Annotated in this window: 19 protein-coding genes; 9 read left to right on the forward strand and 10 right to left on the reverse strand. The window is 64.7% G+C overall.

The window, feature by feature from the left end; translation table 11 throughout:
- The first annotated feature begins 202 nt into the window (after positions 1–202).
- The 3 genes from G3N97_RS03245 (at position 203) to G3N97_RS03255 (ending at position 2,489) form a co-directional block, all read left to right on the forward strand.
- Positions 203–502 (forward strand): hypothetical protein, encoded by a 300-nt coding sequence (locus G3N97_RS03245; protein WP_241030350.1) that lies wholly within the window; start codon positions 203–205, stop codon positions 500–502.
- 396 nt (positions 503–898) lie between these two features.
- A complete protein-coding gene (locus G3N97_RS03250) occupies positions 899–1,948 on the forward strand; it encodes a M23 family metallopeptidase (protein WP_205991876.1) in 1,050 nt (349 codons plus the stop codon).
- Positions 1,949–2,084: 136 nt separating this feature from the next.
- Positions 2,085–2,489, forward strand: coding sequence for a DUF302 domain-containing protein (locus G3N97_RS03255; RefSeq protein ID WP_205991877.1), 405 nt, complete (start codon positions 2,085–2,087; stop codon positions 2,487–2,489).
- 127 nt (positions 2,490–2,616) lie between these two features.
- Here G3N97_RS03255 and G3N97_RS03260 read toward each other — a convergent pair whose 3' ends face one another.
- Positions 2,617–2,877 (reverse strand): hypothetical protein, encoded by a 261-nt coding sequence (locus G3N97_RS03260; protein WP_205991878.1) that lies wholly within the window; start codon positions 2,875–2,877, stop codon positions 2,617–2,619.
- 515 nt (positions 2,878–3,392) lie between these two features.
- Here G3N97_RS03260 and G3N97_RS03265 point away from each other — a divergent pair.
- Both G3N97_RS03265 and G3N97_RS03270 read left to right on the forward strand, forming a co-directional pair.
- Positions 3,393–5,075, forward strand: coding sequence for an alkaline phosphatase family protein (locus G3N97_RS03265; protein WP_205991879.1), 1,683 nt, complete (start codon positions 3,393–3,395; stop codon positions 5,073–5,075).
- A 174-nt stretch (positions 5,076–5,249) separates the two neighbouring features.
- Positions 5,250–6,692: a cytochrome c peroxidase gene (locus tag G3N97_RS03270; RefSeq protein ID WP_205991880.1), complete on the forward strand. Its 1,443-nt coding sequence runs from the start codon at positions 5,250–5,252 to the stop codon at positions 6,690–6,692.
- Between the two features lie 86 nt (positions 6,693–6,778).
- Here the strand turns inward: G3N97_RS03270 and G3N97_RS03275 are convergent, their stop codons facing one another.
- Positions 6,779–8,365: a diguanylate cyclase gene (locus G3N97_RS03275; RefSeq protein ID WP_205991881.1), complete on the reverse strand. Its 1,587-nt coding sequence runs from the start codon at positions 8,363–8,365 to the stop codon at positions 6,779–6,781.
- 268 nt (positions 8,366–8,633) lie between these two features.
- On the opposite strand from G3N97_RS03275, the gene G3N97_RS03280 reads away from it, so the two are divergent.
- On the forward strand, positions 8,634–10,364 hold the full coding sequence (locus G3N97_RS03280) for a LuxR C-terminal-related transcriptional regulator (protein WP_205991882.1): 1,731 nt from the start codon (positions 8,634–8,636) through the stop codon (positions 10,362–10,364).
- A gap of 73 nt (positions 10,365–10,437) precedes the next feature.
- Here the strand turns inward: G3N97_RS03280 and G3N97_RS03285 are convergent, their stop codons facing one another.
- A complete protein-coding gene (locus tag G3N97_RS03285) occupies positions 10,438–10,641 on the reverse strand; it encodes a hypothetical protein (protein WP_205991883.1) in 204 nt (67 codons plus the stop codon).
- Positions 10,642–10,697: 56 nt separating this feature from the next.
- Here G3N97_RS03285 and G3N97_RS03290 point away from each other — a divergent pair, with 56 nt between their 5' ends.
- From G3N97_RS03290 to G3N97_RS03300, 3 genes are all read left to right on the forward strand, one after another.
- Entirely contained in the window at positions 10,698–14,132 is a 3,435-nt protein-coding gene (locus G3N97_RS03290; RefSeq protein ID WP_205991884.1) for a YadA-like family protein, read from the forward strand.
- 86 nt (positions 14,133–14,218) lie between these two features.
- Positions 14,219–14,530, forward strand: a complete 312-nt coding sequence (locus G3N97_RS03295; protein ID WP_205991885.1) for a hypothetical protein — start codon at positions 14,219–14,221, stop codon at positions 14,528–14,530.
- A gap of 60 nt (positions 14,531–14,590) precedes the next feature.
- Complete coding sequence (locus G3N97_RS03300) at positions 14,591–15,175, forward strand: hypothetical protein (protein ID WP_205991886.1); 585 nt, start codon at positions 14,591–14,593, stop codon at positions 15,173–15,175.
- A gap of 51 nt (positions 15,176–15,226) precedes the next feature.
- Here the strand turns inward: G3N97_RS03300 and G3N97_RS03305 are convergent, their stop codons facing one another.
- The 7 genes from G3N97_RS03305 to G3N97_RS03335 all read right to left on the reverse strand — a co-directional run.
- Positions 15,227–15,571: a cupin domain-containing protein gene (locus G3N97_RS03305; protein ID WP_205991887.1), complete on the reverse strand. Its 345-nt coding sequence runs from the start codon at positions 15,569–15,571 to the stop codon at positions 15,227–15,229.
- Positions 15,572–15,675: 104 nt separating this feature from the next.
- Positions 15,676–16,107: an OsmC family protein gene (locus G3N97_RS03310; protein WP_074985727.1), complete on the reverse strand. Its 432-nt coding sequence runs from the start codon at positions 16,105–16,107 to the stop codon at positions 15,676–15,678.
- A 76-nt stretch (positions 16,108–16,183) separates the two neighbouring features.
- Positions 16,184–16,972 (reverse strand): c-type cytochrome, encoded by a 789-nt coding sequence (locus G3N97_RS03315; RefSeq protein ID WP_205991888.1) that lies wholly within the window; start codon positions 16,970–16,972, stop codon positions 16,184–16,186.
- Complete coding sequence (locus tag G3N97_RS03320) at positions 16,969–18,594, reverse strand: cbb3-type cytochrome c oxidase subunit I (protein ID WP_205991889.1); 1,626 nt, start codon at positions 18,592–18,594, stop codon at positions 16,969–16,971. The genes G3N97_RS03315 and G3N97_RS03320 overlap by 4 nt, the downstream gene beginning before the upstream one ends.
- Entirely contained in the window at positions 18,584–19,159 is a 576-nt protein-coding gene (locus G3N97_RS03325; RefSeq protein WP_205991890.1) for a cytochrome C oxidase subunit II, read from the reverse strand. Before G3N97_RS03325 ends, G3N97_RS03320 begins: the two co-directional genes overlap by 11 nt.
- 15 nt (positions 19,160–19,174) lie before the next feature.
- Positions 19,175–19,357: a hypothetical protein gene (locus tag G3N97_RS03330; protein WP_205991891.1), complete on the reverse strand. Its 183-nt coding sequence runs from the start codon at positions 19,355–19,357 to the stop codon at positions 19,175–19,177.
- 7 nt (positions 19,358–19,364) lie between these two features.
- The coding region (locus G3N97_RS03335) for a cytochrome c (RefSeq protein ID WP_241030351.1) at positions 19,365–20,595 on the reverse strand (1,231 nt) is incomplete at its 5' end.

A 20,595-nucleotide genomic window follows, 5' to 3' on the forward strand; every position in this document is an offset into this window, starting at 1 on the left:
TTCCCGCTTGATGCAGAGGAAGGAGCGCAAGCGCCGTGCCGCCGGGATACTGCCGACCGATACGGATAGTGCGGATAAAACAGGCGCTGCAACGGCACGCTTCGTGCGGCAGCAGTCGTGAGCGTGTGATCGACACGTGTTCGCCGATCTATCGTTTGTGGTGAATAGATCGCCCCTTTTCATTTAATCAGGAGTCCAAGCTATGATGACGAAGACAACACTTGCGGCGGCGCTGGTCGTCGCCATGACGACACTGTCGGGCGCTGCGTTCGCGCAAGGCAACGGCGGCGGCAGCAGTAGCAACGGCACGGGTGCGCAGGGCGCGGGCGGCGACGCCAACGGTTCGACGCAGAACATGAATATGGATCAGCGCCAGCCGGCTTCGTCGGCACATGCCACGACGAAGCATCACAGCACGAAGACGCATCACGCGAAGAAGCCGATGAACGACACCACGAATACGCCGGGCGCCGACGCCAGTAGCGATACCAAGGGTCAGTAGCGATTCGGTTCGTGGTTGGGTGGTCGAAGAAAGTCGAGCGCATTGCGCGAACGGCCCGAAAGGGCCGTTCCGCATCAAACGGGGACATAAAATAATTGCCGGATTCCGGCGGTGCGCGAAAAATAATTCAGAAATAAATACCGGAAAAATGAGGGAATAAACGTTATCGAACTTTTTTAAGTTTGATTTAAGAAACCCTCGATAGCCTCGGGCCTTTCGCCCATCGGCGCCGCAATGGTGGCCGGTGTCACATCGAGAGTCGTGCGTCACGCGCGCGGCTTTTCGCCAGCATTCCGTATCCAGCAGATGCCCAAACTCGTCTTGTCGACATCTACGGGATTCGCGGGTAAAGCGTTCATCGTCGCCGCTATTGGCACGGCCTGCACTGCATGGCTCATGCACGAGGCTCCCACGCAAAGCGCCGACGTATCGCTGCACGCATCCGACGATATCCCGGCTCATGCCACGCGCGATGGCGCGTCCGCAGCTTCCACCGGTTCCACCGATACCACCGCACAATCCGCGCAGACCGCTGCAACCACACCGCCCGCCGAGCCGGCTTATCGCGTCGAAACCGCGCAGGTCACGCACAGCTTTTCCGAAGCCGCGAGCAAACTGGGCGTCGACGCCGCGACTGCCGCGCAACTCGCACGCGCGCTCGCGGGCCGACTCGATTTCCGCCGCGATCTGCAACCGGGCAGTGAAGTGCGCTTCGTGTTCCGCAACGACAATGCGTCGGCCGATGCGAACGCGCAGGTGACTACACCAGCGACTACACCAGCCAGTAAACAAGCCAATACGCAGACGAATGCACCGGCGGCGTCACAATCCGCCGACACCGTCGCCAATGCCGACGACGACCTGCCGCTCGCCGTGCGCATTTCCACGGGCAAGACCTCGCACGACTTGTTCCTCTATCGCAATCTCGACGGCAAGGCGTTCTACTACGGCGCTGATGGCCAGTCGAATGCGCCTTCGTTCGCTCGCTATCCGCTCGCTTATACGCGCGTGTCGTCGGCGTTCTCGCCGAATCGGCTCGACCCCGTCACGCATCGCTGGGCGGCGCACGACGGCGTCGATCTCGCCGCGCCCGCAGGCACGCCCGTGCACGCCACCGCGCGCGGCACCGTGACGTTCGCGGGTTGGGAGACCGGTTACGGACGCGTCATCAAGATCAAGAACTTCGGCGACTACTCGACCACCTTCGCGCATCTCTCGCGTTTCGCGAAGTCGCTGCGCGCGGGCGCGCAGGTGCACAAGGGGCAGGTCATCGGTTATGTCGGGTCGACGGGCTGGGCGACGGGGCCGCATCTGCATTACGAAGTGCACGTCGATCACGTGCCGAAGAATCCGCTCACGGTGGCGCTGCCGCAACGCGCGGGCATGAGCGCCGAGGAAAAGGAACATTTCGCGCAGCAGGTCGCGCAGTTCGAACCGATGCTCTGAGCGCGGTTTCGCCGCCGCTTCTCAGCCGCTTCCCGGTCATTTCCGCACTGTTTCCCTGCTGTCAGGTTTATGGACTACAGTGCGTGAGCACGCACGCGTTATCGTCCGCGTAACCGCTCATCAGGGAGCCAAGGTCATGACCGAACATCGGCAGCACCCATCGTCCGTGGTGTCGTTCAAAAGCGCCCACGATTTCGATACGACCATCGCGCAACTGAAAAGGGCGCTCGACGGCGTGGGCGCCACCGTGTTCGCGGACGTGGACCAGCGCGAGGCGGCGTCGCTCGTCGGGCTCGAATTGCGGCCCACGCGGCTGATTCTCTTCGGTAATCCCAAAGCGGGCACGCCGATCATGGCTGCCAATGCACACGCGGCGCTCGAATTGCCGCTACGCCTCGTGGTCTGGCAGGACGACGAGGGCCACGCGGTCGTCGATTACCGCGATGTTTCGCAGACGCTCGGTCCGCTCTACGCCATCGCCCCCGAACTGCTCGGGCCGATCCAGCGCGTCGCCGCCATGTTGCAGGCCGCCGTGCAGTGATACGCGCCAAAACGCACGCCGCGCGCTTTAGCCCCTGAAATACGGGGCGAACAGCGCGCGGCGGCGTTCTTCGCTTGCATCGTTTTTCGTTCTTCGATTGATCAGCGCGTCGCGCAATGCCCGCGCTTCACTGCCCAAAAAATAGATCGCACTGCGAACGAGGCAGACACGGCTTGCTGCTCGTGCGCTGGCCGGCTGCGCTACGCGTATCGGCCGTGCCGCCGTACGACATGTCGGTGGCGGCTTGAGCCGACGCATTGGCGTCGTCGAGCAGGGCGCGATGTCCGCTTTCCGGCGGAGCCGTTTCGTCGCGCGCCAGCGACGTGCCAGGTGTGCCGGCCGCCATGGCGCTCACGCACCCGGCGACTATCGCCAATCGGATTTTCATTTCGACACTCCTTCTTCATGCGCCGCCGATGCGGTGCAGGGCGGCGCGCGCGCACGGCACGCGCCACCGCGCCGTGCGCATTCAGGTGGAGTCGGGATGCCGGCACAACGCCAGGGCTGCCGAACGTGTTAGCTGACTGCTTACACCGTGGCGCGCCCTCGCCAGACGGGAGGGCGGCGCAGCACGGCGCGGCGCAAGAAGAAGGGAAGAGCGGGCGCGCAGAGAACGTCCGCGCTGCCCTTCTGTTATAGCGCGCGCACGCGAGAGTGCAAAACCCGGGCGTCTTTCAGGATTGCGCGAATCCTTTCCATTTCTTTCGACATTGAAATGTAGCGAAAGCTTAAGGAAATTGAATGGTCGCTGTCACGTCATGTTGTGGTGTTGTAATTCGCTCGCCCTGATGTCTGGCGCATTAACCCGGTGAAACCTGATCGGCGCAAACGCAAGGCCACACGTGTTCGACGCGTCGAGCAGGACTCTAAAACCAACTCGAAAAATCGATGGAGCCCACAAAAATGTACCGCCGAGCATTACTCGCCGTGCCGTGCGTCGGCATTGCAGCCGCACTGTTCGCGTGCGGCAGCAGCAATTCGAACCCGGGTTCGACGACTTCGTCGCAGTCCGCACAGGACGCGCTCACGACTGCCACGCCGATCAAGCACCTTGTGGTGATCTACGGCGAGAACGTCTCGTTCGATCACTACTTCGCAACCTATCCGAGCGCGACGAATCCGTCGGGCGAGCCGTCGTTCTCGGCCGCTTCGGGTACGCCGACGGTCAACGGTCTGACTGGCACGCTGCTGACGTCGAACCCGAACTTCACCAACACGGCCAACGGCACGGACGCGGCTAATCCGTTCCGTCTCGACCGCACGCAGGCCGCCACCGCCGACCAGAACCACGCCTATACGGCCGAGCAGCAAGCCGGCGACAACGGCGCGCTCGACCTGTTCCCGAAGTACACGGGTAACGGGACGAGCGGCGGCGCAAGCGCCTTCGGCACGAAGGGCCAGGTGATGGGCTTCTACGACGGCAACACCGTCACGGCGCTCTGGAACTACGCGCAGAAGTACGCGATGAGCGACAACGCCTGGACGACGACCTACGGTCCGTCGACGCCTGGCGCGCTCGAAGTCGTGTCGGGTCAGACCAACGGCCTCGAACTCGTGAACACGTCGAAGCAGCCGGCCACGGCCACGACCTCGTCGTACTACATCCAGGACGGCGCAGGCGGTCTGACGATGATTAACGACGTCGATCCGGGCTACGACACCTGCTCGAGCACGACCGACTCCGGCATGATCAACGCCAAGAACATCGGCGACCTGCTGAACGCGCAGAAGATCACGTGGGGCGGCTTCATGGGCGGCTTCAACCTGCAGACCGTGAACTCGAACGGCACGACGGGTTGCAAGCGCAGCACGATCGCGACGGCGGTGAACGCGGCGACGGCCGACTACATCCCGCACCACAACTGGTTCCAGTACTTCAAGTCGACGGCGAATCCGCAGCATCTGCGCCCGAGCTCGACGGCCGTGATCGGCAACACGCTCGAAGCGGACGGCAAGACGCTCGACCCGGCGAACCACCAGTACGACACGGATGACTTCTTCGCTGCGGTGAAGGCGGGCAACTATCCGTCGGTGAGCTTCCTGAAGGCGCCGGCTGCGCAAGACGCGCACGCAGGCTACTCGGATCCGCTCGACGAGCAGGCGTTCGTCACGAAGGTCGTGAACTTCCTGATGCAGCAGCCGGACTGGAAGAACACCGCCGTGGTCGTGACCTATGACGACTCGGACGGCTGGTACGACCATCAGTACATGGCGCCGGTCACGTCGTCGCTCGCCAGCGCCGATCAGCTCAACGGCAACGGCGTGTGCGGCACGGGCACGCAGCCGACGGGTGTGAACGGTTCGCCGGTCAACGGCCGCTGCGGCCCGGGCACGCGCATTCCGTTCCTCGTGATCTCGCCGTGGGCGAAGACGAATTACGTCGACCACACGTTCATCGACCAGGCTTCGGTGGTGCGCTTCATCGAAGACAACTGGCTCGGCGGCGCGCGTCTCGGCGGCGGTTCGTTCGATGCCTCCGCAGGCGACCTGCGCGGCATGCTGAACACGACCGGCACGGCGGTGACGTCGCCGCTGTACCTCGACGAAACGCTCGGCACGCAGCTGAGCGCAGCACCGGCGATGTAAATCGAGCGGCGGCGCGAGGCTCAAGTCGTACGCCTCGCGCCGCGTTTGCCCGCCATCGACGACATTCGATGACGATCGATGACGAGATGACTATCGCTGACCCGCTTGCCGTGCATGCGCTCCCGTAGCGCTCACGGCAATTCGGCTTTTCGGCGCCAACACGAAGAACGCATCATGTCCGAGCTTTCCGCATCGCCCACTCCGTCTTCTCCTTCGCCCGAGCCGCACGCGCCGCGCACGTCCACGCGTCCCGCACGCCTCGTGCTGCGCGCCGCCGCCGCCGTGCTGGTCGCGGGTCTCGGCTTCTGCGCCTACGCAGCGGCGTTTCCCTCGCACGTGCCCGATGCGGTCGGCGAAGTCGTCGAGAACCTCACGGGCGCGAATCCGCATCCTGTCGTGCTGCAGCGTCCGCCGGTCGCGCCGCTCTCGGCGATGGCGCAGCTCGGCAAGCAACTGTTTTTCGATCCTTCGCTCTCGGGCTCGGGCCAGCAGTCCTGCGCCTCGTGCCATAGCCCCGATCACGCGTACGGGCCGCCCAACGGGCTCGACGTGCAGAAGGGCGGTCTCGCGATGACGCAGCAGGGCTACCGTCCGCCGCCTTCGCTGATGTATCTGTATCGCCAGCCCAATTTCAGCATCGGCCCCGATGCCGGTGAAAACGACGATGCGCCCTCGGTGCAGCAGCAGGCGTCCGCTTCGGCGAACGTCGTGAAGTCGCAGAAGACCGCGGGCGGCGCGTCGACGTCGGTGGAAATGGTGCCGCAGGGCGGTCTGTTCTGGGACGGTCGCGCCGACACGCTGCAGCAACAGGCCTATGGTCCGCTGCTCAATCCGGTGGAAATGGCCAACAAGGACGTGGACAGCGTCGCGCAGAAGCTGAAGAGCGCGCCTTACGCGAAGCGCTTCAACGAATTGTTCGGATCCCGAATCTTCGATAACCCGAAGATGGCGGTCTCGGAAGCGATGTTCGCGATCTCGCGTTATCAGGTGGAAGATCCGTCGTTCCATCCGTACAACAGCAAGTACGATCGCTGGCTCGAAGGGCGTGCGCATCTCTCGCAGGCCGAACTGCACGGGCTGCGTCTCTTCAACGATCCGGACAAGGCGAACTGCGCGGGCTGCCACCTTTCCAAGCCCAGCAAAGACGGTCTGCCGCCGATGTTCACCGACTACCAGTACGAAGCGCTCGGCGTGCCGCGCAATCGCACGCTCGAGCAGAACCGCGATCCGAAGTTCTACGATCTCGGCGTGTGCGGTCCGTTCCGCTCGGACATGAAGGACCAGCAGCAATATTGCGCGATGTTCCTCACGCCCACGCTGCGCAACTCGGCCACGCGCACGGTGTTCTTCCACAACGGCATCTATCACGACCTCGATCGCGTGATGGCGTTCTACAACGAGCGCAACACCGATCCGGGCAAGTTCTATCCGCGCGGCGCGGACGGCAAGATCGAGAAATACGACGACATTCCGGCCGATCTGCAGAAAAACGTTGATGTGGCCGATGCACCGTTCGATCGCAAGTTCGGCGACAAGCCCGCCATGACCGCGGACGATATCCACGACATCATCGCGTTCCTCAAAACGCTCAACGACGATCCGGCGCCGTCACACTGATCGACGCGACGACACGCGATGACTTGATTACGCGGATCATCGGTAAAGCGCGCCCTCGGGCGCGCTTTTTTGTTTGATCGCAGTGTTCAGTTCGCGCTGTTGCCGATCAGCGAATCGCGCGGATCGGGCGGCGCGCCTTCGAACACCGTTGCCTTGACCTGATTGCGGCCCGCTTCCTTGGCGGCGTAAAGCGCTTCGTCGGCGGCGCGCAAAAGCGCGTGCGCGCCGGTGGCTTCGCGCGGCGTGCAGGTCGCGCAGCCCACGCTCACGGTCACCGAGCCGTGCTCGCTATGGCCATGCGCGATGCCGAGCGCCGCCACGTTTTCGCGAATCTGCTGCGCGATCTTCCACGCGCCATCGGCGGGCGTGCCGGACAGCACCACCGCGAATTCCTCGCCGCCGTAGCGCGCGACCATGTCGGTGGCGCGCTGCACCTTCGCGCCGATCGCGTGCGCCACGGCGGCGAGCACTTCGTCGCCGGCCGCGTGACCGTAGAAGTCGTTGAACAGCTTGAAGCGGTCGATGTCGATGAACAGGATCGACAGCGGCTGCGCGGCGCGGCGCGCGCGCTGCCATTCTTCCACGAGCCGCAGATCGAGCGCGCGACGGTTCGACAGCCCGGTGAGCGCATCGGTCACGGACAGACGCTTGAGTTCCGATTCCGCGCGCAGCCGCGAGCGCAGACCGAACGCCAGCAGCCACGACGAAAGCGCGACGAAAGCGCCAAACGCGATCGAAGTGGGCTCGTAGACGGCGATGCGCTCGCGCCAGCGCACGAGCGTGTCGTCGAGCGCGGGCGCGACCACCACGGTCAGCGAAGCGTGCGGCACGCGCTGATACGTGTAGATGCGCGTCGTGCCGTCCTCGTCGTCGCGCGCGACGAAGGAACCCGAACTCGATTTCAGCATGGGCGCGATCTGGCGTTGTGATGCGAGATTCGTCCCCACGTCGTAATCGGAATAGGGTTTGCGTGCGAGCAGCGTGCCGTCGTCGAGCATGATGAAGACGTTGCCGTTCGGCCCCACGTCGATGCGATTGAACAGCTGCTGGAAATACGCGAGCCGCAAGGTGAGCAGCACCACGCCGCCGAACTCGCCTTCGTAATCGCTGATGCGGCGCGACAGGCCGATCGCATACTGGCCGTCGTTGACGCGCGAGCGGAACGGATCGGAAATATACATGCCCTGCGAGCGGCTGCGTTCCTGGGCGCGGAAATAGTCGCGGTCGGCGAGATTCACGTTCGGGTACGCGCGCCCGTCCTGCGAGTCGACCACTTGCCCGTGCGCGTCGGCGTACAGCGCGCCGTCGATATAAAGCGCGCCCGCGATGCGGCCGAACAGCACCGTGCGGCGCAAGTCGGGCGGCAGCGTCGCCGTGCGCGGATCGCGGATCGACGCGACGGCGTCCGAGAGAATCAGGTCGTAGAGGCCCAGATTGGTTTCGAGGTGGCTCGAAATCAGCGCAGTCAGCATCGTGGACGTTCGTTGCGCATTTTGCAGCGCTTGCTCGCGTTGTTGCGAAAAACCGATAAAGGCCATCGCGACGATGGCGAAGCCGACCAGCGTTCCGGCGCTGCCGAGCACGAACGGATGCTCGCCAAGCCAGCGAAAGAGGTGTAGATACGCAGCGCGAACGCGGACGGTCGCGGATCGGTAAAGCGACTGGAACGTCATGCAGGCTCTCCGGGGCGCGGTCTGCGTGACCACGTTCAGCCATGGTGCCGTAGCCGCGCGGGAGAGGGAAGCTAAGTGCGCGAAAACATGCCGCTTGCATGGTATCGGCGCCCGGCTCGAATAAACAATCAGTTTAACGAACTAATCATCGATTGCTAACGTTGTATCGTTCGCGGTGTACGCGCTCAGCCAGTGCGGCGTGTTCGCGAAACGGTCTTAGGAAACGGTCTTAGAATCGAGCACGGAGACAGCCACGTGGAGGAGCGGCATGGCCAGCGTGATCGTAGCGAGCGGTCAACCAGTGGAACGCGCGGCGCTCAGCGAACTGGTGCGCGCCGCGGGCCATCAGGTGGCGGGGGAAGCCGAGAGCGGGCAGCGGGCCTTGCAGATGCTGCGCGAGATCGAGCCCGAGTTGCTGGTGCTGGCCACCCATCTGCCGAAGATCAGCGGCGTGGAAGTGTTGCGGCGTCTGCGGGCGAAAGGCACGCGCACGAAAATCCTGCTCTACGGCGAAGAAACGGCCGCGCATTTCATCCAGGGCTGCTACGAAGCGGGCGCGGATGGGTTCATCGGCAAGCAGGAGGAGCCGAGCGAATTGCGTCGCGCGATGAATGGCGTGCTCACGGGTCACCGCTATTTTCCCGCGTTCGAATCCGAGGTCGCGGGCACGCGCAAACGCGCCGATTCCACCGGTCCGCTCGCGGTCCTTTCGCCGCGCGAACTGAGCATTCTCACCTATCTGGCGCGCGGTTTTCCCAACATCGCCATCGCTCAGGAATTGTCGATCAGCGAAAAAACGGTGAGTGCGCATCGCAGTCATCTGCGCCGCAAGCTCAATGCGGAATCGCTGGTCGAACTCGCCGATATTGCGCGCAAGGCCGGCTTGCTCGGCGAATCCGGACGCGCGGAAATCGCGCCGACGGAAACGTTCCAGGCGAGCGAGCACGACGCTTCGATGCTGCGGGCGATGCTCGACGGCACGCCGTTGCCGCTGCACGTGCGCGATCTCAACGGCCGCCTTGTCGCGTGCAATGACGCCTTCCTGAAGCTGCACGACACGACGTTCGACGCCATTGCCGGTACGCGTTTCAGCGATCTTCCATCGATCGGTCCGGAAACCGCGATCGAACTGGAACGGCGCTACCGTGCGCGCGTGTCGCTCGGTACATCCGCACGCACCGATCGCGAGGTGGTCATGCACGGTCGTCGCGCGATGTTTCATAGCTGGGCGACGCCGTATCGCGGCACGGACGGCGAATTGCTCGGCATGGTGGTCGGCACGATCGACGTCACGGGGCGCGAGGACATGTTGCGCGCGTTGTCGATCGAGCGCGATAACGCGGCCGGCGTTGCAGAAGGCATGGGCCGCCTGCTGGGCGCGCTCTGCGACGAGATGCATCCGCTCGCCGGATTGCTGGAGACCGCAGCCGCGATGCTCGACAGCAGCACGGCAACGGCGGGGCAGCGCGCGTTTGCCGCGCGCCTGACCGAAGCGGTGCCGCGCGTGGAGCATCTCACGCGCAACGTGAAGGACCTGATCGCGCTGGAGCAGGGCGTGCAGGCGCTCGAACAGGCGCCCGCGCGTCCTGCCGATCTCTTGCGCGAAGCCGTGGAGGCCGAACAGGCCGACGCGCGCCGTTACGGCTGCACGCTGGCCGTGCGCGTGACGGGCGACGCCACGGTGTCCGCGCTGCTGGATCGCGGCCGTATGATCAATCTCGCCCGCCTGCTCGTGCGTCGCGAGATGCTGCAAAGTCCGGGCTGCACGGTCGACATTCATCTCACCGTCGCGCCGATGGTGCCGGGCGGCGCGTATCGCCTCACGATCGACATCGAACCTTCGGCGGGGACGGCCACGCCACTACCTGTCGTCGAAGCCGGCAACCAGGTCGGCTTTCTCGTCTGCCGCCACATGGCCGAATTCATGCACGGCTCGCTGCAACTGCACGCCGGAGCGCGCCGGGGCACCACCTGGCGGCTCGTCGCGTCCGCTGAATAAGGTGCGCGCCGCTTCTGTCACCCGCAGTATTGTCTGCCTGACACCACAGTATTTTCCTGGTTTCGCCCCTCCGTCAGCCTTTTTCGTCGAGCACAGCATTGTCCTGGGCGCGACTCAGTATTCGCTCATATTTCCCGATCGCTCCGGCCTCTATCGTTACATCCAGACGCAACGAGCGCACGCATTCGCCAGGCGATTCCTCGCCAGACGCCTGCAGCGCCAACGCAATCCGTCTTCGTTGTAGCGAGCGAGTACGCAGGTTTTTCTCACGATGCATGGCATCGCATGGCTGCTCCCGCTCACGTCACTTCACTCGACATTCGGGAGTCCGTAATGAACAAGATCTATCGATCCATCTGGAACGCCTCCACACAAACGTGGACGGCTGCGCAGGAAAACGCCCATGCGCACGGCAAGCATTCGGCACGCCGCGCGTTGACGGTGGCCATGCTGGCCGCTGTCGCCGCACTGGGCAGCGGCGGCGTGTGGGCCACGCCCGCGCCCGGCGGGCAGGGCAATACCGGCATCTTCGTCAATGACGTCTCGACCGGCGGCTGCATCGCGGCTTATGACGCGGGCAGCGGCACCGGTGGCGGTCAGGGCAATCAGTGGTTCGGCATCAACGCCAACAACTACGCGGGGCAGCTCCAATATTGCAGCGCGAGCGACAAGGCCACGCAAACGAAGCGCGTGCTGTTCTATGGCGCCACGGTCAACGATCAGGACCCCGGCGTTGTGGGCAGCGACTCACTCACGCTGGGCAATGAACTCTATGTGAACGGCGGCCGCATCGTGCTCAACGATCAGATTCGCGGTACGAAATCGCTCTCTATCGGCGACGAAAACACGCGCGCCAGCGGCGTCAACGGTGTGGCGATCGGCAATGGCGCCACTACTCACAGCGGCGCGCGGGATTCGGTTGCGATCGGCGCCGGGGCCTATGCGAACGCCGCCAACAGCGTGGCGCTGGGCGCGAACAGCGTCACGACGATGAACGCCGCCGCCGAGGCTTACGCGCCGACCTCGGAAGCGATGGCGAAACTCGCGGGCCTGACGCCCGTGGGCGAAGTCTCGGTGGGCTCTTCCGGCTTGGCCATGGCCAGCGCCGAGCGCCGCATCACCAACCTCGCGGCCGGCGCCGAAGATACCGACGCCGTGAACGTCTCGCAGTTGAAGAGCGTGGCGGACCTGATCGACAGCAACAGCACGCATTACTACAGCGTGAACGACAACGGCACGCCGCAAGGCAATTACAGCAACGAGGGCGCAATCGCGCCTCACTCGCTCGCGGCCGGCGTCAATGCCAGCGTCAGCAGCTCGAATTCGGTGGCGATGGGCGACGGCGCAACCGTGTCGACCAAAGCGGACAGTTCCGTGGCGGTGGGCAGCGAGGCCAAGAGCAATGCCAGATCGTCGGTCGCCGTGGGCGCGAACGCCGTGGTCGGGACCGAGGCGACGAACAGCGTCGCGCTCGGCAGCAACAGCGCTGTCGCCGCGGGTACGACCAGTGCAACGGCACTCGGATCCGGCGCATCGGTGAACGGGGTGCGCGGCGTCGCGGTCGGTTCCGGCGCGCAATCCCTTGCGGCCAACACTGTGGCAATCGGCGCAGGCGCAGTTGCGTCGGGCACGAACGACGTCGCGCTCGGCCGCGCGTCGGTGGCGAACGGCGCCGTCGGCACCAGCGGCGCGAGCGTGGGCGGCAAGAGCGTGACGTTCGCGGGCGCAACGCCTCAGGGCACCGTGAGCGTGGGCGTGCAAGGCAGCGAACGCACGATCACGAACGTCGCTGCGGGTCGCCTCAGCAGCACGAGCACGGATGCCATCAACGGTTCGCAACTGCACGCGACCAATCAGGTCGTGGACGACCACGCGACGGCCATTACGGATCTCGATGGCCGGGTGAACACGGTCAAAGGTGACGTGACGCGCCTCGGCGACACGATCACGAACATCGCGGGCGATACGAGCGAAACCTACACGAACGCGAATGGCATCGGTATTCGCTACGCACGCACCAACGAGAAGGATCTCGCCAGATCGGACGCCTTCGCCAGCGGCGAAGGCAGCACGGCAGTCGGTTATCAAGCCGCCGCGCAAGGCAATTCGAGCCTCGCGCTGGGCCGCAACGCGTCGGCCGTGCACGCAAACAGCGTCGCGCTCGGCTCGAACGCGGTGACGGACACTGCCGTCGGCACGGCGGGCGGCACGGTCGCGGGCGTTTATCGCGGCTATGCGGGCACCGCGCCGGTCGGCACCGTGAGCGTGGGCAGCGCAGGCAGTGAACGCACGATCACGAACGTCGCGGCGGGCCGCGTGGACGATCAAAGCACCGACGCCATCAACGGTTCGCAGTTGCACGCCACGAATCTGGCCGTCAACAAGAACACCAGCGACATCACGAATCTGCAGGGCGACATCGGCAATGCGGTGATGTACGACTCGTCGGCGCGTGACTCCGTGACGCTGGGCGGCCCGGGCGCGGGCGGCAAGGTGCGTTTGAGCAACGTGGCCGAAGGCGACGTCAGCGAAAACAGCACCGATGCAATCAACGGTTCGCAGCTTTATCAGACTCACCAGAGCATCACGAATCTCGATGGCCGCGTAACGAATGTCGAAGGCGACATCACCAACCTGACCACCAACATCGACAACGTCTACTCAGGCGGCACGAAGTACTTCCACGCCAACTCGACCGGCGTCGACTCGCAGGCCGTGGGCCAGGACAGCGTCGCGATCGGCATGGGCGCGCGCGCGAATAACGCGAACGATGTGGCGCTGGGCGCGGGTTCGTCGACCTCGTATGCGGTTTCGACGCCGGGCGCGGTGTTCGGCAACAGCTACTACAACTTCGCGGGCGCCAACCCGACGGGCACGGTGAGCGTGGGCGCGCAAGGCAGCGAACGCACGATCACGAACGTCGCGGCGGGTCAGGTCAGCGCGGACAGCACCGATGCCATCAACGGCTCGCAGCTCTATGCAGTGGGCCAGGCGATCGGCGATCTCAACGCGACCGTCACGCAGGCGACCGAAGGCACGGTGAAGTACGACCGCAACCCCGACGGCACCATCAACTACAACAGCATCACGCTGCAAAGCACGGGTGGGTCAAAGACCTCCATCCATAACGTGGCGGCAGGCGTGGAAGGCTCCGATGCGGTGAACGTCGATCAGCTCAACCAGGCCGTGAGCGGCATCACCGACAACCTCAGCGCGGCAGCCAATCCGTTCTTCACGGCCGATGGCGATCGCAATACCGAAGCCGCAAGCGCGACCGGCGATCACGCGACAGCGATGGGCGCGAACGCCCAGGCGAACGCGGCAAGCTCGGTGGCGGTCGGCGCGGGCTCAGTAGCGGACCGCGCGAACACGGTCTCCGTGGGCACCGTGGGCAACGAGCGTCAGATTACCAACGTCGCGCCCGGCACCGTCGGCACCGACGCCGTGAATCTGAATCAGCTCAACAACATGGGCGCGCAGGCGAATCAGTACACCGACAAGCGCGTGAACATGCTCGGCGACCAGGTGAACCGCGTGGCGCGCGATGCGTACTCGGGCGTCGCGGCGGCGACCGCGCTCTCGATGATTCCGGACGTGGACCTCGGCAAGTCGATCTCGGTCGGCGTCGGCGGCGGCACGTATCGCGGCTATCAGGCCATGGCGGTCGGCGGCACGGCGCGCGTCACCCAGAACATCAAGCTGCGCGCGGGCGCGGGCGTGAGTTCGGGCGGCACCACGGTGGGCGTTGGCGCTTCGTATCAGTGGTAACGGGCGGGCGGCGCGCAGCGCCGTCACCCGGTGTGAATCAAATAGTCTGGAAACCGAATTAATCAATCTGATTTTGCGAGTCAATCATGAAACATCACATTCTCTTTTGCGCTCTCGGTCTCGCGCTTCTCGCGGGCTGCTCCAGCGCATCGGGCCCGGCACACAACCTCGACGTCTTGACGTCGACGCAAGGTGCGCCGGTTTATCGGGTGCAGTGTCAGGGGCTCTTCTCCAGTAGCCGGACCTGCATGAAGCAGGCGGAAAAGATCTGTGGCGAAGGGGCAGTGAACCTCGTCTCGACGATCGGCAAGGCCGCTTCGAGCACCGAGGCCAGCGGCGATCCGCGCGAGCTGACCTTCACCTGCGCGGCGCACAATGCCGCACCTGTCGTGCAGTAAGTCGTAGTTTGAGCGGGCGCGCCGCGTCCGCCATGTTTAATCAATCATCAGGAGTTTAAAATGAAATCCGCTACTCTCAAGCTTATCTCGATCAGCACCGCCATGTTGCTCGGCGTCGCTCCGGTTCTGCCGGCTGCCGCCTCCGACTTCACCGCGGACGCGACACAAAGCGTCGTCGCGCAGTCCGCGGCCGTGCCGCTGAAAGGCCGCGTCACCTCGGTCGACGTCGCAGGCCGCACGATGACCGTGCTCGGCGAGCATGGCAAGGAAGTGCGTCTGCCGCTCGTCATGCGTCCCGACGACAAGACGCTGCCGCAAGTCGGCGACGCGATTGCGCTGCAATACAAGGATGCGCTGGTCGTCGAGCTTCACAAGGTGGCTGCGCAAAGCGACGGCATTCGCAAGCGCGTCGATACCGACGTGTTCCTGCCCACCGCCAGCGGCTACGAAGTCGCGCGTCAGGTGGAAGTCGAGGCGACGGTCCTGCAGGTCGACGCGCAGGCCCGCAGGGTCTCGCTGCGTGGCGCGACACGGCGTTTTGCGATGGACGTGCATCCGGGCGTCGATCTGAATCAGGTCCATCCCGGCGACACGGTGCGGATGGTTTTCGTCCAGACTTACGCCGTGCAGGATACGCAGGGTTGAGTCAAGGCGCGCAATCGCACGATTGTGCGAAGCGTGAGCGTCTCGCGGCGCTCACGCTTTTTTGTCGTCGTGCGCGAGGTGGATCGTGACGAGCACCGAGGCGTCGTCGAGGGATTCGAGCGCGTGCGGCACGCCTGCATCGAGCAACAGCATGTCGCCCGCGTGCATCGTGCGCGGATCGCCGTTGATGGAAAAGCGGATCACGCCTTCGAGACACAGCACGGTGATTTCGCCCGGCGCGTGATGCTCGGGCACCTGCTTGCCCGCGGGCAGCACGAGGCGAATCACTTCGAGCTGCTTCGCGCGGATCAGCGTGGTCGACTTCGCGCTCTTGAGCGCGCCGCCCAGCGGGCGGGCGTCGAAGATCTCGCCGGGCACGGCATGCGGAATGGCCATGATGGGTTCTCTACGAGACGGGAATCAGCGGTTCGGTGCCTGAGGCCGGCACCGAACCGGTCGATCACACAACATCGCAACACATCAAACGACACCTGCGTGCGTCAGGCGGCCAGCGTCGCCTTCAGCGTGATCTTCGCGTTGTTGGCGAACAGCTTTGACACCGGGCAGTTCTCCTTCGCGCCGTTCGCGAGCTCTTCGAACTTCGCCTGATCGATACCCGGAATCTTCGCGGTCATGTCGAGCTGGCAGGCCGTGATCGAAAAACCTTCGCCCACTTTTTCGAGCGTCACCGTCGACTTCGTTTCGATGCTGTCGGCCTTGAAACCGGCTTCGGTGAGAAAGAGCGAAAACGCCATCGTGAAGCAGCCCGCGTGCGCCGCGCCGATCAGTTCCTCGGGATTGGTGCCGGGACCGCCCTCGAAACGCGAGGCGAAACCGTAGGGCGCGTCGCGCAGCACGCCCGTCTGGGTCGAAATCGAGCCCTGGCCGTCCTTGATGCCGCCGTGCCATTTGGCGCTAGCCGTCTTTTGCATGATGTTTCTCCGCGTAAGGGGTGGGAAGGCGAGTCACGCAAGCCGCGTGCCTCGCCGGGCGCTCGACGGGACGGGCTCAGTGCTGCGTGGCGCCTGCGTACCAGGCGGCGGCCGCGTCGATTTCGTCGGGCGTCATGTTGCGCGCGATGTTGCGCATCTGCTCGGAAATGTCGTTGTGGCGCGTGCCGTTCGCGAAGGCCGCGAGCTGCGCCTTGGTATAGACGGCGGGCAGGCCGTCGAGCCACGGGCTGCCGACTTTGTGATCGACGCCGCCATGACACGACGCGCACGCCGGAATATTGCGCAGCGGCGCGCCTTGCGAAACGATCTCGGGCGGCTCGCCCTTGAGCTCAACGAACGGCGGCAGCGACGCGTAATACGCCGCCAGATCGCGCAGATCCTGATCGGACAGATTCTGCGCCATCGGCGACATCACCGCGCTCTGACGCGCGCCGCTCTGGAAGTCGAGCAGTTCCTTGTAGATCACGCTCGCATACTGGCCCGCGAGATTCGGCGAATTGGCGTCGCTCATGCCGCGCGGACCGTGGCACATCGTGCAGCGCAGCGAGAGCGTCGCGCCGCGTCCGATCGAGAGACTGTTCGCGCCGTCGAGCATGTGCGGCGTGAGTTCGACCACGCTGACCTTGTAGCCGGGCGTCAGCGAGGTTTCGCCCTGATGCCACTGGCGCGGCACGCCCGCCGCGCTGCAGATCGCGTTCCAGAGGCCCTGGAAGTTCGGATCGCTTTGCGCAGAAGGCAGCCACACGAAGCCGATCAGCGCGGAGACGAAGAACGCGACGATCGTCGCGCCCACGCTCACGCGGAACCAGGGATTGCGTAACGAGAACAGGCGTTCGTCGCTCATCGCGGCGCTCCAATCGGAATCGCGGGCACGGCGGTGTCGGGTGTCGCGAGCAGTTGCGCGATCGGATAGCCGTAGTTGGCGACCGTGAGGGCGATCATCAGCACGATCCACAACGCGAAGCTGTTGAGCGCGACCGGCAGGCGCGGCGTTTCATGCACCGGCGTGCTGAAGCGGTATTCCTCGGGCGCGGCCGCCTCGCTGCGATGGCCCTGCCAGAGCACCACGAAAAACAGCACGGCCGAGAGCACGAGGATGAAGCCGCCCACCGCCGAGATCGCCACGAGCAGCGCCTGGCCCGCGAGCGCGGGATCGGCGTAATCGAAATACGCCATGCGGCGCGGCATGCCGAGAATACCGACGAGGTGCCACGGGAACGTCGTCACGATCATGCCGATAAACCACAGCCACAACTGCCAGCGCATCAGCCGCCAGTTGGTGAGCGCGCGGCCGGTGAGCTGCGGCCACAGATCGTAGGCGATCGCGAAATACATGATGACGATCGCGCCGCCGTAGATCAGGTGAAAGTGGCCCGTGACCCATTGCGTGTTGTGGATCGGCTGGTCGAGCTGGTAGCTCATGTTGATGAGGCCGCCCGCGCCGCCGAAGCCCAGCATCACGAACGAGAACGCCACCGCCAGCATCTGCGGGTTGTGCCACGGCAGCTTCGCGATCCAGCCGAACACGCCTTTGCCGCCGCGCAGCCGTCCGGCGATTTCCACCGATGCGCAGATCGTGAACACCGTGAGCAGCGTCGGCACCGCGACGAGCGCCGTGAACACCGACTGCAGGAATTTGAAGCCCGAGCCCACTTGCGGATCGGTGAAGAGGTGGTGCAGGCCGATCGGCATCGCCACTACGAGGAACAGAATGAAGGAGATGCGCGCCATCGCATCGCTGTAGAGGCGGCCGCCGATCGCGCGCGGAATGATCGTGTAATAGGCGATATACGCGGGCATCAGCCAGAAGTAGACGATGGCGTGCAGCGTCCACGAAAAGAATACGCGCGCGAGGCCGGCGTCGATCGTGTTGCGCAGGCCGAGCGCCACAGGCAGGATCTGGAACAGCACTTCGATGGCGGCGCCGACGGCGGTCCAGCCCCACAGATACGCGCCCGCCACGGTCGCGAACATCGCGAGCGGCACCGGCTTGCCGCGGTTCTCGCGCTTCCACGCGGCGAGATTCACGCCCATCAGCGCGACCCAGACCCACGAGCCGACCACCACGAGCACCACGCCGAGGTAATAGAACACGCTGCCGATCATCGGCGGATAGAAGGTGTACAGCACCGAGGCGCGGCCGAGCGCGACGGGCACGCTCGCCGTGACCGAGCCGAGCGTGAGCAGGATGAAGCCGAGCCACGCCCAGCGCACGCCCACCAGCGGCTTTTTCAGGGCGAGTTCGGTGACGGCGTAGCCGAAGCCCATCGCGATGAGCGTGGGAAACGCGTAGCCCATCACGGTGCCGTGCTCGGTGACGGAGCGATAGTAAAGCTCGGGGTCTTTGAGCCACGGATGCAGCGGGCTGCGCACGAGCATCTGCCACGCGCCCAGCACGAGCGCGACGCCGAACAGCACGAACGCGAGCCAGAAGTGGGCGAGCACGAGGCGCTTGTTATTTAACACAGCTGAGTCTCCGCGAATTTCCCGCCTGGTTGGCCAGTTGCATGAACGCGTCGCGATCGATCACCTTCACGTGCGCCCACATGCCCTGGTGGCCCGTGCCGCAATATTCGTGGCACGGCATCAGATGGTCGCCGGGCTTGTCGAAGGTGGTGCGGAAGGTGGAGACGTAGCCGGGCTCGACCATCGAATTCAGATTCGTGTCGGTGACGAGAAAACCGTGCACGACGTCGGCGCTGGTGGCGCGGAACGTGATCGGCACGCCCGTCGGCACGACGATGCATTGCGGCGTGAACGAATACTGCTGCGCGAGCACGCGCACGGTCACCGAGCCGTCGGATTCGAGCGCGCTGCCCAGATTGGTTTCGACGAATTCGCCGGACACGTGCAGCGTTTCGGGGTCGATGGTTTCCACGCGCGACGGCGGCATCATCGCCCAGTGCAGGCCGGTGAACACCACCATCGCCACCAGTAGCAGAACGAGCGCCACCATGAGCATGGCCCAGCGGCGCTCCACGCGCGCGGCGACGTCGGCGCTGGCGTGGGAATCGGTCGGATTCGTGGACATGGATGAGCGGCCCGCTTATTGAATGACGCCGCGAGGCAGAAACACGAGAAAGTAAAACGCGAACCAGAGTGCGAACACGATGGCCGTGGCGATGCCCGCGAGCGCGAGCGCGCCGCCCGGACCGCGCCGCACGATCTCGTCGACCTGTTCGTGCTGCGGACGCTCGCCCGGTTGTTCGGGAACGGAAGTTTCGATCATCGCGGCCTCAGAAAAGCGGCGCCGAACGCAGCGCGTTCACTTCATGTTCGGAAACCGGCGTGCCGTGATTGCCCCACGCCGTGCGGATATAGGTCACGACAGCCGCCACTTCCTCGTCGGAGAGCGATTGCGCGAAGGGCGGCATGCCGTACGGCATCGGATTCTTGCGCGTGCCGGGCGCGTAGCCGCCGTTGAGCACCATGCGGATCGGATTCACCGCCGAGTTCATCTGGATCGACTGATTGTTCGCGAGCGGCGGGAAATGCGGCAGCTTGCCCTGACCTTCGGTCGCGTGGCACACGGCGCATTGCGCTTCGTAGATCTTCTTGCCGAGCGGCGCGAGACGGTTCGCTTCCTCGGTCACGAAATCGCTTTTCGGCGATTTGTCGACTTCGGACGAGTGGCCGGGCAGCGACTTCAGGTAGACGGCCACGGCGCGCACGTCGTCTTCGGTCAGATACTGGAAGCTGTCGTAGACGACTTCGGACATCGGCCCGTAGACGGCGCCGCGATTCGAGACGCCCGCGTGCAGCAGGTCGACGATGTCCTCGATGCTCCAGTCGCCCAGACCCGCTTCCTTGTTCGACGTGAGCGACGGCGCATACCAGTTCTGCAGCGGAATCAGGCCGCCCTGGAAGGCCTTCGAGGCCGAGTTGCCACCCAGCGCGTTGATGGCCGTGTGGCACATCGTGCAGTGGCCCAGACCTTCGACCAGATACGCACCGCGATTCCATTCCGCCGACTGCTTCGGATCGGGCTTGAACTCGCCCTGGCGGAAATACAGCGCGCGCCAGCCGAGCAGCAGCGAGCGCTGGTTATACGGAAAACGCAGCGTGTGCGCGCGATTAGGCTGATGCACGGGCTGCGTGGAAAGCAGGTAGGCGTAGATCGCGTCGGAATCGGCGCGCGTGACCTTGGTGTACGAGGCGAACGGCATCGCGGGATAGAGCAGCGTGCCGTCGCGCGACTTGCCCTCGTGGAGCATGCGGTAAAACTCGTCGGCGGTCCAGGCGCCGATGCCGTACGTCTTGTCCGACGAGATATTCGGCGTGTAGAGCGTGCCGAACGGCGTTTCCATCGGCCGGCCGCCGCCGAACATCTTCTGCGACGGCACCGTGTGGCACGCAATGCAGTCGCCGGCGCGCGCGAGGTATTCGCCGCGCGCGACCTGTTCGGCGTTGGCGGCGACCGGCTTCGCGTTCGCCGACGCCGCGGCAGCGGCGGCGCTCGCCGCATCG

Origin of the sequence: Paraburkholderia sp. Ac-20347 (assembly GCF_017104805.1) — a bacterium.
Taxonomy (GTDB): Bacteria; Pseudomonadota; Gammaproteobacteria; order Burkholderiales; family Burkholderiaceae; genus Paraburkholderia; species Paraburkholderia tropica.